Source organism: Streptomyces sp. ISL-99 (assembly GCF_018614005.1).
Lineage (GTDB): Bacteria > Actinomycetota > Actinomycetes > Streptomycetales > Streptomycetaceae > Streptomyces > Streptomyces flavidovirens.
In genome coordinates, this window is the sequence record NZ_JAGGPC010000022.1 from 246,942 (window position 1) to 261,457 (window position 14,516).

A 14,516-nucleotide genomic window follows, 5' to 3' on the forward strand; every position below is an offset into this window, starting at 1 on the left:
GCTTTCCCCCCGCACGAGAACGGAGAAGCAGTCATGGCCTCAGCCGTGGCCAGAGTGCCCAGGGCGCCGGGTCGCCGCGCGGGAGCACCACCCCGCCGTCTTCCCTATCTGCTCATCGCCCCCGCCGGCCTGCTGATGCTGGGTTTCATCGCCTATCCGGTCATCAGCGTCTTCTACTACAGCCTGCAGGACTACAACGTCACCAAGCCGTGGCGCAACGGCTTCGCGGGCTTCGACAACTTCATCCGGATCTTCACCGACGATCCGCAGTTCTGGACGACGCTCGGCTTCAGCGCCCGCTGGGTCGTCGTGCAGGTGAGCCTGCAGCTCGCTCTCGGCCTCGTCCTCGCGCTGCTGGTCAACCAGACGTTCATCGGCCGGGGCATCGCCCGCGCGATGGTCTTCTCCCCCTGGGCCGTTTCGGGGGTGCTGACCACGACCATCTGGATGCTGCTCTACAACCCGTCCACCGGCGTCAGCCGCTATCTGGCGGACGCGGGGATCGGCTCGTACGGCACCTCGGTGCTCTCCGACACCGGCACCGTGTTCTGGGCGGCGGTCGTCGCCGAGCTCTGGCGCGGTGTCCCCTTCTTCGCGATCCTCATCCTCGCCGACCTCCAGTCCATTCCGAAGGAGCTGTACGAGGCGGCCTCGGTCGACGGGGCGGGCCGGGCACGGCAGTTCTTCCACATCACCCTGCCGCACCTCAGGGACGCGATCGTCCTGGCCACGCTGCTGCGCGGCGTCTGGGAGTTCAACAACGTCGACCTGCTCTACACCCTCACCGGCGGCGGACCGGCCGGCGTCACCACCACGCTGCCGCTCTACGTCGCCAACACCGGCATCGAGGGCCACGACTTCGGTTACGCGTCGGCGCTGACCACGATCGCCTTCGTGATTCTCCTCTTCTGCTCGATCCTCTACCTGCGTCTGAGCAAGTTCGGAGGCGACTCCAAGTGACCGCAGCACTCGCGGAAATGGGCTCCTCCCCCGCGTCACCGTCCGCCGTCGCCCACGCCCCCGCGCCGCCGGGCCGGCGCGTGCGCGGGCGCGGGTCGCGGCGCGAGCGGGCCTTCGACGACGTACCGCGCTGGCAGATCTACCTGCCGCTCGCCCTCTACCTGCTCTTCACGCTCGTCCCGTTCTACTGGATGCTGCTCTTCGCGCTGCGGCCCGCCGGATCCACGGCGCTGATTCCCTGGCCGCTGACCTTCGAGCACTTCGAGAAGGTCTGGAACGAGCGCAGCTTCGGGATGTTCTTCCAGAACAGCATGATCGTCGGAGTCGCCACGCTGGTGATGACGACCGGGATCGCGCTGGCGGGCGGCTACGCCCTGGCGCGGTTCGAGTTCCGGATCAAGAACGGCTTCATGCTGGTGCTGCTGTGCTCGCAGTTCATCCCGGGCGCGCTGATGCTCGTACCGCTCTTCGAGATCTTCAAGAACCTCCAGATGATCAATTCGCTGGGGAGCGTGATCATCGCGGAGACGGTCTTCCAGCTGCCGCTGTCCATCATCCTCATCAGCGGTTTCATCAAGAATGTGCCGGTCTCCCTGGAGGAGGCCGCCTGGGTGGACGGCTGTTCGCGCTTCCGGGCCTTCTGCGCCGTGGTGCTGCCGCTGCTGCGGCCCGGTCTGATCGCTGTCGGCTCCTTCGCCTTCGTGCACAGCTGGAACCACTTCCTGTTCGCCCTGATGTTCCTCAGCGAGCAGGACAAGCAGACGATCCCGGTCGGCCTCAACACCCTGATCGGCGCGGACAGTGTGGACCTGGGAGCGCTGGCCGCGGGCGGTGTCATCGCCGCCGTACCGGTCGTGATCGTGTTCGCCTTCATCCAGAAGTGGCTGATCACCGGTTTCAGCGCGGGGGCGGTGAAGGGATGAGCCTGCCCGTCGTACTGGCCGGTGCGCGCGGTCACGGCCGCTCCCATCTGGTCAACGTCCGCCGTCTCGAACAGCTGGGTCTCGCCCGGCTCGCGGGGATATGCGAGCTCAAGCCGCTGACCGCCGACGAGCTGGAAGGTTTCGGCGCACCTGAGCAGTCCGCGGACTTCGGGGCGCTGCTGGATTCCACCGGCGCCCGGATAGCGATCGTCTGTACGCCCATCCACACCCACACCGACCTGGCGCTCGCGGCGGCGGAGCGCGGTGTGCACCTGCTGCTGGAGAAGCCCCCCGCGCCGTCGTACGCCGAGTTCGAGCGAATGACGGAAGGCGTACGGTCGGCCGACACCGTGTGCCAGGTCGGCTTCCAGTCCCTGGGCTCGCACGCCGTCCCCGCGATCCGCGAACTGATCTCCGACGGGGCGATCGGCCGGCTGCTGGGCGTGGGCGCCGCCGGGGCCTGGGTGCGGGACACCGCGTACTTCACCCGCGCCCCGTGGTCGGGCCGCCGCCGTATCGGCGCCGTGGACGTGGTGGACGGGGCGCTGACCAATCCGCTGGCGCACGCGGTCGCCACAGCCCTTGCCGTGAGCGGGAGTTCGCGCGCGGAGGACGTCGCGGGCATCGAGTCGGAGCTGCTGCGCGCCCATGACATCGAGTCCGACGACACGTCCTGTGTACGGATCACGACGACGAGCGGGCTTCCGGTCACCGCCGCCGCGACGCTGTGCGCCGAGCGGTCCGGCGAACCGTATGTCGTCGCCCACGGCGAGCTCGGCCGGATCACCTTCTGGTACAGGCAGGACCGGGTGCTGTTGCAGCGCGCCGGGCACGGCCCCGAGGAGGTCCTGTACGGCAGGACGGATCTGCTGGAGAACCTGATCCGCCATCTCGCCGGGGAGGTCCCGCTGCTGGTGCCTCCGGAGCTCACCGGCGCTTTCATGCGGGTCGTCGAAGCGATTCGGCTCGCTCCCGATCCGGCCCCGCTGCCGGCGTCCGCCTGGCGCACCGCGCCCGGTGAGTCGTCGGCGCCGCGCCGGATCGTGACCGGTGTGGACGAGGTGGTCGCCGCGAGCGCCGAGACCCTGACCCTCTTCTCCGAACTGGGCGTCCCCTGGATGCCCGTCACCGAGGTGAGCACACCGTGAACTCCACGCTGATCCTGCGCTGTTCGGGACGTGCTGTCGGCCGCTACGTCTTCGGTCCCGTGCTGGACGCCCGGCTCTCGGAGCGCCCGTACCTGCATCCCGTCTCGACGCTCGGCGGAGTGCCGGTCACCGAGGAGATGCCCGACGACCACGTCCATCATCTGGGGGCGGGGGTCGCCGTGCCCGATGTGGCGGGCGCCAACTTCTGGGGCGGGCGGACCTACGTACGCGGCCAGGGGTCCGTGGAGCTCGACAACCACGGTGCCCAGGTGCACCAGGGGTGGAAGCTGCGCGACCCGGACGGCTTCGTGGAGGAGCTGAGCTGGCGGGCCGGCCCGGACTATACGGACGAGCTGCTGCGCGAGCACCGCACGGTGGCCGCCACCGAGCTGGACGACGTGGCGTGGGCGCTGGACTTCACGTTCTCGCTCACCAACACCTCGGGCGGCGACCTGTCCATCGGCAGCCCGGCCACCAACGGCCGGGCGGGCGCCGGGTACGGCGGCTTCTTCTGGCGGGCGCCCAAGCAGGCAGCGGCGCCGCTGGCGTTCACCGCGACCGGGGAGGGCGAGGACGCCGTGCACGGGCGGACCGCCGACTGGCTGGGCCTGGCGGGCGACGGCTGGACGCTGGTCTTCGCCGGGGCGACCGCGCGGACCCGGCGCGACCCGTGGTTCGTACGGACCGGTGAGTATCCGGGAGTGGGTTCGGCGCTCGCCTGGGCGGACCGGCTGCCCGTCCCGGCCGGGGAGACGGTCGTACGCCGCCTGGTCACGGTCGTGGCCGACGGCGTCCTGGACCGCGCGGCCGCGGCGGCGTACGTCCGTAAGGCGGTGGGCGCGTGAGCCGGGCGTGGACCGCCGACCGGGGGGACGGCACGTACCGCAATCCGGTGCTCGCCGGTGACTGGTCCGATCCGGACGTGGTGCGGGTCGGCGAGGACTACTACCTCACCGCTTCCAGCTTCGGCCGGGTGCCGGGTCTGCCGCTGCTGCACTCGCGTGATCTCGTGAACTGGTCGTTGATCGGGCACGCCCTGGAACGGTTGGACCCCGCCGGCGAGCCCGACGGGCCACGCCACGACTGCGGGGTGTGGGCGCCGTCCCTGCGGTACAGCGGCGGCCGGTTCTGGATCTTCTACGGGGATCCGGACCGGGGCATCCACCAGATCAGCGCGCGAGACATCCGCGGGCCGTGGACCGAGCCGCATCTGCTGAAGGCGGGAAAGGGACTGATCGACCCGTGCCCGCTGTGGGACGAGGAGAGCGGCGAGGCGTACCTGGTGCACGCGTGGGCGAAGTCCCGCTCGGGGGTGAAGAACCGGCTGACCGGCCACCGGATGAGCCCCGACGGGCGCACTCTGCTCGACGAGGGGAAGGTGATCGTCGACGGAGATCTGATCCCCGGCTGGTTCACCCTCGAAGGCCCGAAGCTGTACCGCCACGACGGCTGGTTCTGGATCTTCGCACCGGCCGGAGGGGTCAAAACCGGCTGGCAGGGGGCGCTGCGGTCGCGGGAGTTCTTCGGCCCGTACGAGGAGAGAGTCGTCCTGCGGCAGGGGCACACCGAGGTCAACGGTCCGCACCAGGGCGGCTGGGTGCGCACGCAGACCGGGCAGGACTGGTTCCTGCACTTCCAGGCGCGCGGGGCGTACGGGCGCGTGGTGCACCTCCAGCCGATGCGCTGGGACGAGGCGGGGTGGCCGGAGATCGGCGACGCGGGCGAACCCGTGTCCGTACACCGGAAGCCGGATCTGCCGCCGCAGCCCGTCACGGCCCCGGTCTGCGACGACCGCTTTCCCGGCGGGCGCTACGGGCGGCAGTGGCAGTGGACGGCCGAACCCCGTGCCGGATGGACCGTGCCGCACTCCGGCGACGGGCTGCTGACGACATGTGTACGGACGGCCGACGCGCACGACCTGCGCAGGGTGGCGAACGTGCTGGTGCAGCGGTTCCCGGCACCGGAGTTCACCGCGACGGTCGACCTGACGCCCGGCAGCCGGGCGGTGGGGGCGAAGGCCGGGTTCGCGGTGCTGGGTGACGCCTTCTCCTGGATCGGCCTGGAGCGGGACGCCGACGGCGGCCTGCGGCTCGTGCACCGGTACGCCGAGACGGTGGCCGACAGCGAACGGGACGCGGAGTACAGCCGGCCCGTGCCCGACGGAGGGCGGGCACGGCTGCGGATCGAGGTCTCGGCCGGGGCGCGCTGCCGGTTCTCGGCCGACACGGGGGACGGGCCGCGTCCCTCGGGGGAGGTCTTCGCCGCCGTGCCGTGGCGCTGGGTCGGGGCGCAGCTCGCTCTGTTCGCCACGGCGCCGCCCGGAGCCGGGCCGGCCGGCACAGCGCTCTTCAGCGACTTCCGTATCAACGCCTGACCGACACCGACGCCCGACACGACACGCGACACCCCACGAGGAGCGAGACGCGATGACGCACACCGAGAGAGAAGAGCAGCCCATGAGAACGTCCACCAGGCACCGCAGGGGGCGGACTGCCGCCGCGGTCGCCATGGCGACCGTGCTGGCTCTGACGGCCGCGGCCTGTGGCGACGACGGCAGCGGCAGCACGGGGGACGAGGGGTCGGGCAAGGGCGAGATCACCTTCTGGGACAACAACGGCGGGCCCCGCACCGCCGTCTGGAAGGAGATCATCGAGGACTTCGAGGCGGCGAACAAGGACATCAAGGTCAAGTACGTCCCGATCCCGATCACCGATGTGCAGTCGAAGTACGACACGGCGATCGCCGGCGGCGGCCTGTCGGACGTGGGGGGCGTGGGCACCGCGTATCTCTCCGGCATCGTCGCGCAGGAGGCGCTGGAGCCGGTGGGGGCCCGGATCAAGGACTCCGCGCTGAACGGCAAGCTGGTCGATTCGATGGTGGAGGGCGTCAGGACCGCCGGCGGGCGCGGCGACGAGATGTACTCCGTACCGACGTCCGCGAACAACGGCACGCTCTGGTACCGGACCGATCTGTTCAAGGCCGCGGGGCTGGGCGCGCCGACCACCTGGGACGCGTTCTACACGGCGGCCGAGAAGCTGACCGACGCGGACAAGAACGCCTTCGGGTACACGATTCGCGGCGGGGCCGGTTCGGTCGCCCAGGCGCTGGACGCGATGTACGGGCAGTCGGGCATCACCACGTTCTGGAACGGCGACAAGACCACGGTCGACGACCCGAAGAACGTCGCGGCGCTGGAGAAGTACGTCGCGCTGTACAAGAAGACGACGCCCGAGGCCGACGTCAACAACGACTTCGCCAAGATGGTCGCCCAGTGGGACTCCGGCACGATCGGGATGCTGAGCCACAATCTCGGCTCCTACCAGGACCACGTGAAGGCGCTGGGTGAGGAGAAGTTCACCGGCATCCCGAATCCGACCGGGCCCGGCGGCGTGCGCGTCCAGGTGTCCAACCCGGTGGACGGTCTCGGCCTGTTCAAGGCGAGCAAGAACAAGGCCGCGGCGTGGAAGTTCATCGAGTTCGCGGCGTCGCACGAGTCGAACAGCAAGTGGAACGAGGCGGCCGGCGCGATCCCGGCGAACACCGACGCGGCGAAGGACGTCTGGATCAGCGAGTCGGAGCCGACGAAGCTCGCCGCCCGGTCCCTCACCGACGGCAGCACGAAGATCGTGCAGCTTCCGTACTACCTGCCCGACTGGAACGGGATCACCAAGGCCGGCAACGAGCCCGAGTTCCAGAAGGTCCTGCTCGGGAAGTCGACGCCGAAGGCATTCCTGGACAAGCTCGCCGGTGAGCTGAACGAGGCGCAGGCCGAGTGGAAGCAGCAGAACAAGTGATCAGCCGTCGGCGCGTCCTGGCGGCGACCGCCGCCGCGCTGCCGCTCGCCGCAGCCGGCACCCCGTCGGCCCCGGCGGGCGCTCAGGAATCCCGAAGGAGCCGAGGACCTCACCGTATGCGCACTGTCTTTGTTGCCGGAGACTCCACCGCCGCCGACAAGTCCGTCTCGGCCGCACCCGAGACGGGGTGGGGCATGGCGCTCCCCTTCTTCCTCCACGAGCACCTCAAAGTCGCCAATCACGCGGTGAACGGCCGCAGTTCGAAGAGCTTCATCGACGAGGGGCGGCTTACGCCGATTCTGGAGACGATCCGTCCCGGCGACTTCCTGCTCATCCAGTTCGGTCACAACGACCAGAAGCGTGAAGACCCCACCCGGTACACCGAACCGTGGACGAGCTATCAGGAGCATCTGCTCCAGTACGTCGCCGGGGCGCGGGTCCGCGGCGCGCTCCCGGTGCTGCTGACATCCGTGGAGCGCCGGCGGTTCGACGCGGCCGGTACGGCTCTGGCCACGCACGGCGCGTACCCGCAGGCCGTACGGGCGCTCGCGGCGGAGCATGACGTACCGCTGCTGGACATCGCCGCGCTCTCGCTCGCCCTGTGGCAGAAGCTGGGGCCCGAGCCGAGCAAAAAGTACTTCCACTGGCTGAAGCCGGGCGAGTCACCCAACTACCCCGACGGCGTGGCGGACAACACCCACTTCCATCCGCCCGGCGCCATCGAGGTGGCCCGGATGACGGCGCGAGCACTGCGGAGCGAGCAGGTACTCGGCGCGCACGAGTTGCGTCGCCTGAGTGCGGACATTCCCGAGTCCTGGCTGACCTGGCACGAGGAGCCGTAAATGCGCAGACTCACATCCCCTGCCCGCCTCATGGCTTTGGCCGTCGCGGCGCTGACACCCGGCCTGCTCGCCGCCGCCCCGGCGGCGCCCGCTCATCCCTCTCCGGCGCGCGGGGCTCACGTCCTTCCGGCGAACGACGGGTGGGCGTCGGCCGACGGCGGCACCACGGGCGGTGCCGGGGCCGACGCGGCACACACGTACACCGTCACCACCTGGGACGAGTTCAAGCAGGCCCTCAAGGACGGCGGCGAAGCGCCCAAGGTCGTCAAGGTGCGCGGCACGCTCGACGGCATGGGCGGCCGGAGCTGCGAGGACTTCGCCGCCGGCGGTTACACCCTGGAGGCGTATCTGGCGGCGTACGACCCGGAAACCTGGGGCACCGCCCCGCCCTCCGGCCCGCAGGAGGAGGCCCGAGCCGCCTCCGCCGCCGCGCAGGCGGAACAGATCAAGGCGTACGTCCCGGCCAATACGACGATCATCGGCCTCGGGCGCGGCGCGCGCCTGCTCGGCGCGTCCCTCCAGATCAAGGACACCGACAACGTCGTGGTCCGGGGCCTCACCTTCGAGGACGCCTTCGACTGCTTCCCGCAGTGGGACCCCACGGACGGGGACAGCGGCGCCTGGAACTCGGAGTACGACAACCTCGTCGTGTACGGCTCGACGCATGTCTGGATCGACCACAACACGTTCACCGACGGGCGCCGACCGGACAGCGAACAGCCCTTCTACTACGGCCAGTTGTTCCAGCAGCACGACGGCGAGCTGGATGTCGTCAGGGGCGCGGACCTGGTCACTGTCTCCTGGAACGCCTTCACCGACCACGACAAGACCCTGATGATCGGCAACAGCGACAGCGCGGGTGCGACCGACCGGGGCCGACTGCGGGTCACCCTCCACCACAACCTCTTCCGCGACGTCGTCGAGCGGGCGCCACGCGTGCGGTTCGGCCAGGTCGACGCGTACAACAACCACTTCGAGGTCGCGGCGCAGGGGTACGCGTACAGCTTCGGCATCGGTCTTGAGTCCCAACTGGTGGCGGAGAAGAACACCTTCGCCCTGCCGCGTGGCGTGAGTGCGGCGAAGACCCTGAAGAAGTGGAAGGACGCGCCGGTCACCGTGCAGGGCAACCACGTCAACGGCGCACCGGTGGATCTGCTGGCCGCGCACAATGCCGCGAACCCCGGCAACCCGCTGCGTGAGGGCGCGGGCTGGACTCCGGTGCTGCGCACCCGGGTCGACGCCCCGCGGGTCGTCCCGGCGCTGGTCACCGGAAAGGCGGGCGCGCCCCGCCGGCGCTGACCTCCCCGCCCACAGCCCCGCCCCCTCCGCGCCAAGGAAGCCCCGCATGCCCCGCCCCCACCCCACCCGCCGCACCGCACTCCTGACCGCCGCCGGCCTCGGCATGGGCGCCGCGGTCGCGCTCACCGACGCCCGGCCCGCTTCCGCCGCCCCCCGGCCGTTCGGCCCCTACGGATCCCCGGCCCGGCGCCTCGGACCCCGCACCCTCTACGTCGACCCGCACGGCCGCGGCGACCACACCACCGTGTCCGCCGCCGTCACCGCGGCCGCCGGCGGAGGCTGGACCCTGGTGCTCGCCCCGGCGACGTACCGCGAGACAGTGACCGTTCCCGCCGACCGCACCGGACTCACCCTGCTCGGGGCCGCGGCCGACCCCCGGAACACCGTCATCGTGTACGACAACGCGGCGGGCACGCTCAAGCCCGACGGCACGCCGTACGGGACCGGCGGGTCGGCCACCACCCTCGTGCAGGCCGACGGCTTCACCGCCCGCCGGGTCACGTTCGCCAACGACTGGCTGCGCGCCGAGCACCCCGACATCACCTCGGGCACCCAGGCGGTCGCGATCCGCGTGCTGGGCGACCGCAGCGCGTTCCACCACTGCCGCTTCCTCGGCCACCAGGACACGCTGTACGCCGATACGCGCTCGCTGGGCGTCACGGCCCGCCAGTACTACAGCCATTGCCACATCGAGGGCGACGTGGACTTCGTCTTCGGGCGGGCCACCGCCGTCTTCGAGGACTGCCGCTTCCACACGCTCGACCGGGACGTCGGCTTCACCCCGTACGGCTTCGTCTTCGCCCCCTCGACGGCGAGGGCCACGGCGCTCGGCTACCTCGCCACCCGCTGCCGCGTCACCAGCGCCGCACCCGACCGGGCGTACAAGCTCGCCCGCCCGTGGGTGCCGAGCTCCGATACCACCGCCTGGCCTTCCCTGGTCGTACGTGAGACCTGGCTGGGCCCCGGCATCGACGCCGCGGTTCCGTACGCCAACATGCGCGCCGCCCACCCGTGGCAGGACCAGCGCTTCGCCGAGTACCGCAACAACGGGCCGGGTGCCCGCGTCATCACCCCCGCCGAGCGGCCGCAACTGACGGCGGCAGGGGCCCGCGCGCACACGCGCGAGACCTACTTGGGCGACTGGGCTCCCGCGCACACCGGCTGACACCGGCCGGTGCGCCGGCCGTACGCCGGGGAGTGACGGCGCCCCCGCACCACCGGTCCACGGCCGGTGGTGCGGGGGCGCCTTCCGCGCCGGTGGCGCTACAGCGCCGGGTGGGCGTTCTTCATGAGCTCCTGGAACTGGGCGGAGAACCAGTGCCCGGAGAGCGGGGCGTTCGGCAGCGCCCCCGACATGTTGTTGTTGTTCCGGGGATTACCGGTGTACGTCGGGTCGCACATCCGGTCGAAGCCCTTGCCCTCGTTGTTCGGGATGGCCTTGCTGGAGCCGTCCGACTCGCCCGGCGGCTTGATCCAGACGTACGCGTCGATGCCTGCGGCCGGGGCTGTCCGGGGCCGCTCACCGAGGCCCGCGCCCGACTGGTTGCACCAGTTACCGAGGTGGATGCGCCGGTCGTAACGGCCGCCGTCGACATAGGTGTCGACGCTGGTCCGTGCTCCCGGCGCGGTGGGCCTGGCGGTGCCGCCCCAGCCGTTGCGGGAGGTGTCGATCAGCATGCCGAGGCCGGAGTCGAAACCGAGCGAGACCAGCTTGGCCCGCATGGCCTGGGCGTACGACAGCTCGTCGGTGTACCGGTTCCAGTCCACCCACTTGGACTGCCGTACGGACACCCCGTTCACGCTGTCGTCGATGGTGAAGTGGTCCTCCTTCAGCGCGCTGTAGTTGGCCGTGTTGACGATGAAGCCGTGCACCTTGGCGAGGCTGGAGCCCTCTGCGGTCGCCGCCTGCTTGAAGAGTTCGGCCGAGGCGCCGAAGTTGTCGTCCCAGCCGAGCCAGCCGTGGTGGCCGGCGTCCACGTAGTTGTAGACACCTGGGAGCGCTCCCAGTTTGTTCAGCGCGTACCCGACGCCCTTGACGTAGTTGCCGTTGGCTTTCATGGTGTCGCAGTTGGGGGTGGCGGTGGGGCGCGGTGTGGTGTTGGTGACGAGGTTCGGCAGCGAGTCGATCTCGACCGTGTTCACGATCCGCAGCCCGGCGTACTTCGGGTCGGCGAGTATCGCCGCGATCGGGTCGATGTACTGCGTCTTGTACTTGTCGATCTCGGCCGGGCCCAGTTCGCCGTTGGAGGCGAGCGCCGCGCAGTCGCGGCCCGGCAGGTTGTAGATGACCAGCTGGACGACGAGTTCGCCGGTGCCCTTCTGCCTCAGGGCCTCGTCGAGATGGGCGCGCAGCCCCATGGAACCGTTCGCGCCCGCGATGGCGGCGGTCCGGTCGAGCCAGACGCCGGTCGGCTGGCCGGCGATTCTGCTGCCACCGGGCTCGGCCGCGGCCTTGGCGGACCACTCGGGGTTCACATACACCTTGGCACCGGCGTACGGGTTGTCGACGCGGCCGCCGGGCGGATCGGTCGGGCCCGGCGGGTCGGTCGGGCCGCCCGGACCCCCGTTACACGTGACGCCGTTCAGCTTGAACACCGTCGGCACGGCGTTGCTTCCGCTGTACGAGGCGTTGAAGCCGAACCCGGTGGAGGCTCCGGTGGCCAGAGTCCCGTTGTGCGAAACGTTCTTGGCGGTGACCGCCGCCCCGGCCTGGGTGATGTCGGCGTTCCATCCCTGGGTGACCTTCTGGTCCCCGGCGTAGGACCACTCCAGCTTCCAACTGCTCACCGAGTCACCGGTGTTGGTGACAGTGACGGCGGCGCCGAAGCCGGTGTTCCACTGGTTGGTGACCTTGTAGTCGACGGTGCAGCCGGGAACGGCGGCACCGGCGGGGGTGGTCAGGGCGGCGGCGGTCCCGCCGGCTGCCGCGATCACGGCGCAGGCCGTGATCAGGGCGGCGCGCCGTCGGGAAGGCGCGTTGATGCGGCTCATGATGGTGTGTGCCTCTCAGTCGAGGGCGCGCGAGCGTCGCGCGGCCCGGATACCGAATGCGGGGGCAGGCGAAGCGGTGCGGGGTGCCTGGCCGGACACACCGGCGAACGGTGCGGGCCTGCCCGGCCCAACAGGCTTTTCGCGAAGGTGCGTTGGATGAGCGGACGTGCCGGGCCTCGGCGGATTCCGGCGATCGCGGCGCGGCGTCACGGCCCGCGGCGTCGGCGGTCCCCGTCACCGGGGGCAGTCGTGGGGGGTTGCCTGAGCGACTCCTTGTCTGTCGAGATCAACTGACAGAATCGCTCCCACTGGTGAGCTGGAAGCTAGCACCGAGTCGCCGCGGGGAACAGAAAAGGTTGCCAGGTTTCTCAAAATTGGCTGTCGAATTATTTCGACGACCCGATACGCACGAAAGGTCTTGACACCTCCTGCCACCGAAGCCATTTTGGGAGCGCTCCCACTGGTTCCCGCTCTCTTCGCCGATCTCCCCCTCACTCACCAGGAGATGACGCACATGCGCGCCCCCACCTCGCGCCAACCACCACAACCGCCCTGACGCCGCAGCTCAGGACCTATGGCCGGTTCGACAGCGGAATCGGCCTCGTACCCGCGTCGACGAGACGGTGGGTACGGCCGGCCGTCAAGTCCTCGACTCGCGCGGCAGCGGAACGGAGGTCTTCACCGCGACGCTGTGGCACGACGGCCGCCCGCCGGTAGGGCTCGGCCTCGGCGTCACGCGGTTTCTCATGCCCCGGGCGGACCGTGCCGCTCGTAGGTTCTGAACGCCGCTCCTTCCCGCCGGGCGGGGAAGGCGCGCAACCCGGCGCGCCGCAGCCTTCGGCAGGAGGCACATCGGGGACGGCCTTCGCGGTCTGAACGCCGCCCCTTCCGGCCTTCGGCCGGGAACGGGGGGCGGCTGTCGAGGAGTCGAGCACCCACCTCTGCTCCACAGAGCTGTCGCGGATCTTGACCACCACATCGGCGCCATTGTCCGCAGACGTGGGAACGACCGCCAGGCCTTCGGCCCAGCGAGGCAGCAGCTGGCCCTGCACCGTCAGGTCGTAGCGCAGGTCGTCGACGTTCGCGGCGGAGGAAGGGCCCGCGCACCTGCGGAGGGTGGTCACACCGTCGTCCGCACGGGAGTCGAGACAGAGTTCCAGATCCGCGAGACTGCGCAGCAGGCCGTCACTTCCGTACGACCACTGCTGGTTCTTCGCGGCGGAGCACTCCGCCATTCTCGTCCCGGCGCCGGGCTTCGCCGCGCCGCGGACGTCCAGGCACAGGTCCGTCGCGGCATTACGGAGTCTGGCTTGGCCTGAGACGCCGGGAAATCCGGCGGACTCGGCCGGTGGCGGCCCGGCCGACGTAAGCGAGGGACGTGGGCTCGGTGAGTCCAGGTGACTGCCGGCCGCCCCCACAGACGCCGCGGACCCCGGGTGGCGGCCGTCGTCCGACCAGAGGCTGGTGACGAGAACGGCCGAGAGAACGGTGGCTGATACGAGGCCGAGGCCGCTGAGCAACGGCTTCGAGTGCTTCCACGACGGTGCGAACCGGTGGATCAGCGGGATGGTCCCGGGGAGCAACCGGTGGCGTCCGCCTTCCGCGCGCCGGTCGACCCGGCCGGGGGAGGCCCCGGGGGCCGTCTTGTCGGTACCGCGCCCCGGCCGCGACTCAAGATAGCGCCGGGCGCCCCAGCCGAGCACGGCATCGGTGAGCAGTACGCCCACATCGCCTGCGCAAAGGGCGAGTTGTTCGGCGGCGTCCCGGCAGTAGCGGCACGCCAGCAGATGCTGCTGGACGTCGGGCAGCAAGGCGCCGCCGCGTCGAATCGGGATGTCCAGAAGGCGGTTGTAGAAGCGGCATTCCGTGGTCGGCGCGAGTTCCCTGTGGGCCCGGACGCAGCCCTCCCGCAATTGTTCGCGCGCCTGTTCCAGCACGGCCGCCGCGGTGTCGGCGTCCAGGGCCAGCAGACCGGCGGGTACAGCTATGGGCTCCCCCTCGACCTGGGTGTGCCACAGCAGACACCGGGCGGGTCCCGGGAGGGCCTGGAAAGAGCGCTCGGCCAGCTCACGCTTGGCGGACGCCATGGACTTCGCGGCCCGCATACCGCGCCCCCCGGCCGATTTCATCAGTTCCGGCAGGGCACTGGATATGCCGTCGTCGCCGGACCACGCCTTTACGGTGTCCCGTACGGTCACCAGGAGTCGTGGACGCAGGGCCTCGGCCGACTGTCCTCGCCCGACGGTCTCGAACACCTGACGGAAGGCCGCAGCGGTCGCCATCGAAGCGACGTTCCCCGAGGACGCGAGGCAGATGACCGCGTAGTCGTACACCGGCTGCCAGTGCCGCGCCAGCAGCAGCGCGACAGGACGGCCGGTCGCGCCCTCCGCCCGCCCCCGAAGCCGGGCGGCGAGGCTTTCGTCGGATTCCCCGGACACGACACCGGGACGAGGAGAGTAAGAGGGGCGAGGGGGGTGGGGGGAGTACACGGAACCGATTCCTTCCAAGGCGCCGGACGGAAAAAGGTGCGTACCTTTCTGGTCTGCGTGAGAGAAAAGC

General features: G+C 70.4%; 11 protein-coding genes. 9 read left to right on the forward strand and 2 right to left on the reverse strand.

Annotation, left to right across the window (positions count from 1 at the left end):
- Positions 1 to 33: 33 nt before the first annotated feature.
- The 9 genes from J7E91_RS14085 to J7E91_RS14125 all read left to right on the forward strand — a co-directional run bounded on the left by J7E91_RS14085 (position 34) and on the right by J7E91_RS14125 (position 10,131).
- Positions 34 to 960, forward strand: a complete 927-nt coding sequence (locus tag J7E91_RS14085; RefSeq protein ID WP_214903120.1) for a carbohydrate ABC transporter permease — start codon at positions 34 to 36, stop codon at positions 958 to 960.
- Positions 957 to 1,883: a carbohydrate ABC transporter permease gene (locus tag J7E91_RS14090; protein ID WP_214903123.1), complete on the forward strand. Its 927-nt coding sequence runs from the start codon at positions 957 to 959 to the stop codon at positions 1,881 to 1,883. Before J7E91_RS14085 ends, J7E91_RS14090 begins: the two co-directional genes overlap by 4 nt.
- Complete coding sequence (locus J7E91_RS14095) at positions 1,880 to 3,031, forward strand: Gfo/Idh/MocA family protein (protein ID WP_214903125.1); 1,152 nt, start codon at positions 1,880 to 1,882, stop codon at positions 3,029 to 3,031. The genes J7E91_RS14090 and J7E91_RS14095 overlap by 4 nt, the downstream gene beginning before the upstream one ends.
- Positions 3,028 to 3,876, forward strand: coding sequence for a PmoA family protein (locus J7E91_RS14100; protein ID WP_214903128.1), 849 nt, complete (start codon positions 3,028 to 3,030; stop codon positions 3,874 to 3,876). Before J7E91_RS14095 ends, J7E91_RS14100 begins: the two co-directional genes overlap by 4 nt.
- The gene (locus J7E91_RS14105; protein ID WP_214903131.1) at positions 3,873 to 5,405 is read left to right on the forward strand and encodes a glycoside hydrolase 43 family protein; all 1,533 of its coding nucleotides are present in this window, start codon (positions 3,873 to 3,875) and stop codon (positions 5,403 to 5,405) included. Before J7E91_RS14100 ends, J7E91_RS14105 begins: the two co-directional genes overlap by 4 nt.
- Positions 5,406 to 5,487: 82 nt before the next feature.
- Positions 5,488 to 6,825, forward strand: coding sequence for a sugar ABC transporter substrate-binding protein (locus J7E91_RS14110; protein WP_214903134.1), 1,338 nt, complete (start codon positions 5,488 to 5,490; stop codon positions 6,823 to 6,825).
- A gap of 116 nt (positions 6,826 to 6,941) precedes the next feature.
- Entirely contained in the window at positions 6,942 to 7,667 is a 726-nt protein-coding gene (locus J7E91_RS14115) for a rhamnogalacturonan acetylesterase (protein WP_374224695.1), read from the forward strand.
- Entirely contained in the window at positions 7,668 to 8,966 is a 1,299-nt protein-coding gene (locus J7E91_RS14120; protein ID WP_214903137.1) for a pectate lyase, read from the forward strand.
- Between the two features lie 46 nt (positions 8,967 to 9,012).
- A complete protein-coding gene (locus J7E91_RS14125; protein WP_214903140.1) occupies positions 9,013 to 10,131 on the forward strand; it encodes a pectinesterase family protein in 1,119 nt (372 codons plus the stop codon).
- 98 nt (positions 10,132 to 10,229) lie between these two features.
- Here J7E91_RS14125 and J7E91_RS14130 read toward each other — a convergent pair whose 3' ends face one another.
- Both J7E91_RS14130 and J7E91_RS14135 read right to left on the reverse strand, forming a co-directional pair.
- Complete coding sequence (locus tag J7E91_RS14130) at positions 10,230 to 11,957, reverse strand: glycoside hydrolase family 6 protein (protein ID WP_214903143.1); 1,728 nt, start codon at positions 11,955 to 11,957, stop codon at positions 10,230 to 10,232.
- A gap of 572 nt (positions 11,958 to 12,529) precedes the next feature.
- Positions 12,530 to 14,395 (reverse strand): RICIN domain-containing protein, encoded by a 1,866-nt coding sequence (locus J7E91_RS14135; protein WP_308376512.1) that lies wholly within the window; start codon positions 14,393 to 14,395, stop codon positions 12,530 to 12,532.
- Positions 14,396 to 14,516 lie beyond the last annotated feature (121 nt).

Coding starts and splice junctions, on each gene's coding strand:
- J7E91_RS14110 (WP_214903134.1), top strand. CDS start 5,488: ATGAGAACGTCCACCAGGCACCGCAGGGGGCGGACTGCCGCCGCGGTC.
- J7E91_RS14120 (WP_214903137.1), top strand. CDS start 7,668: ATGCGCAGACTCACATCCCCTGCCCGCCTCATGGCTTTGGCCGTCGCG.
- J7E91_RS14115 (WP_374224695.1), top strand. CDS start 6,942: ATGCGCACTGTCTTTGTTGCCGGAGACTCCACCGCCGCCGACAAGTCC.
- J7E91_RS14085 (WP_214903120.1), top strand. CDS start 34: ATGGCCTCAGCCGTGGCCAGAGTGCCCAGGGCGCCGGGTCGCCGCGCG.
- J7E91_RS14130 (WP_214903143.1), bottom strand. CDS start 11,957: ATGAGCCGCATCAACGCGCCTTCCCGACGGCGCGCCGCCCTGATCACG.
- J7E91_RS14125 (WP_214903140.1), top strand. CDS start 9,013: ATGCCCCGCCCCCACCCCACCCGCCGCACCGCACTCCTGACCGCCGCC.
- J7E91_RS14095 (WP_214903125.1), top strand. CDS start 1,880: ATGAGCCTGCCCGTCGTACTGGCCGGTGCGCGCGGTCACGGCCGCTCC.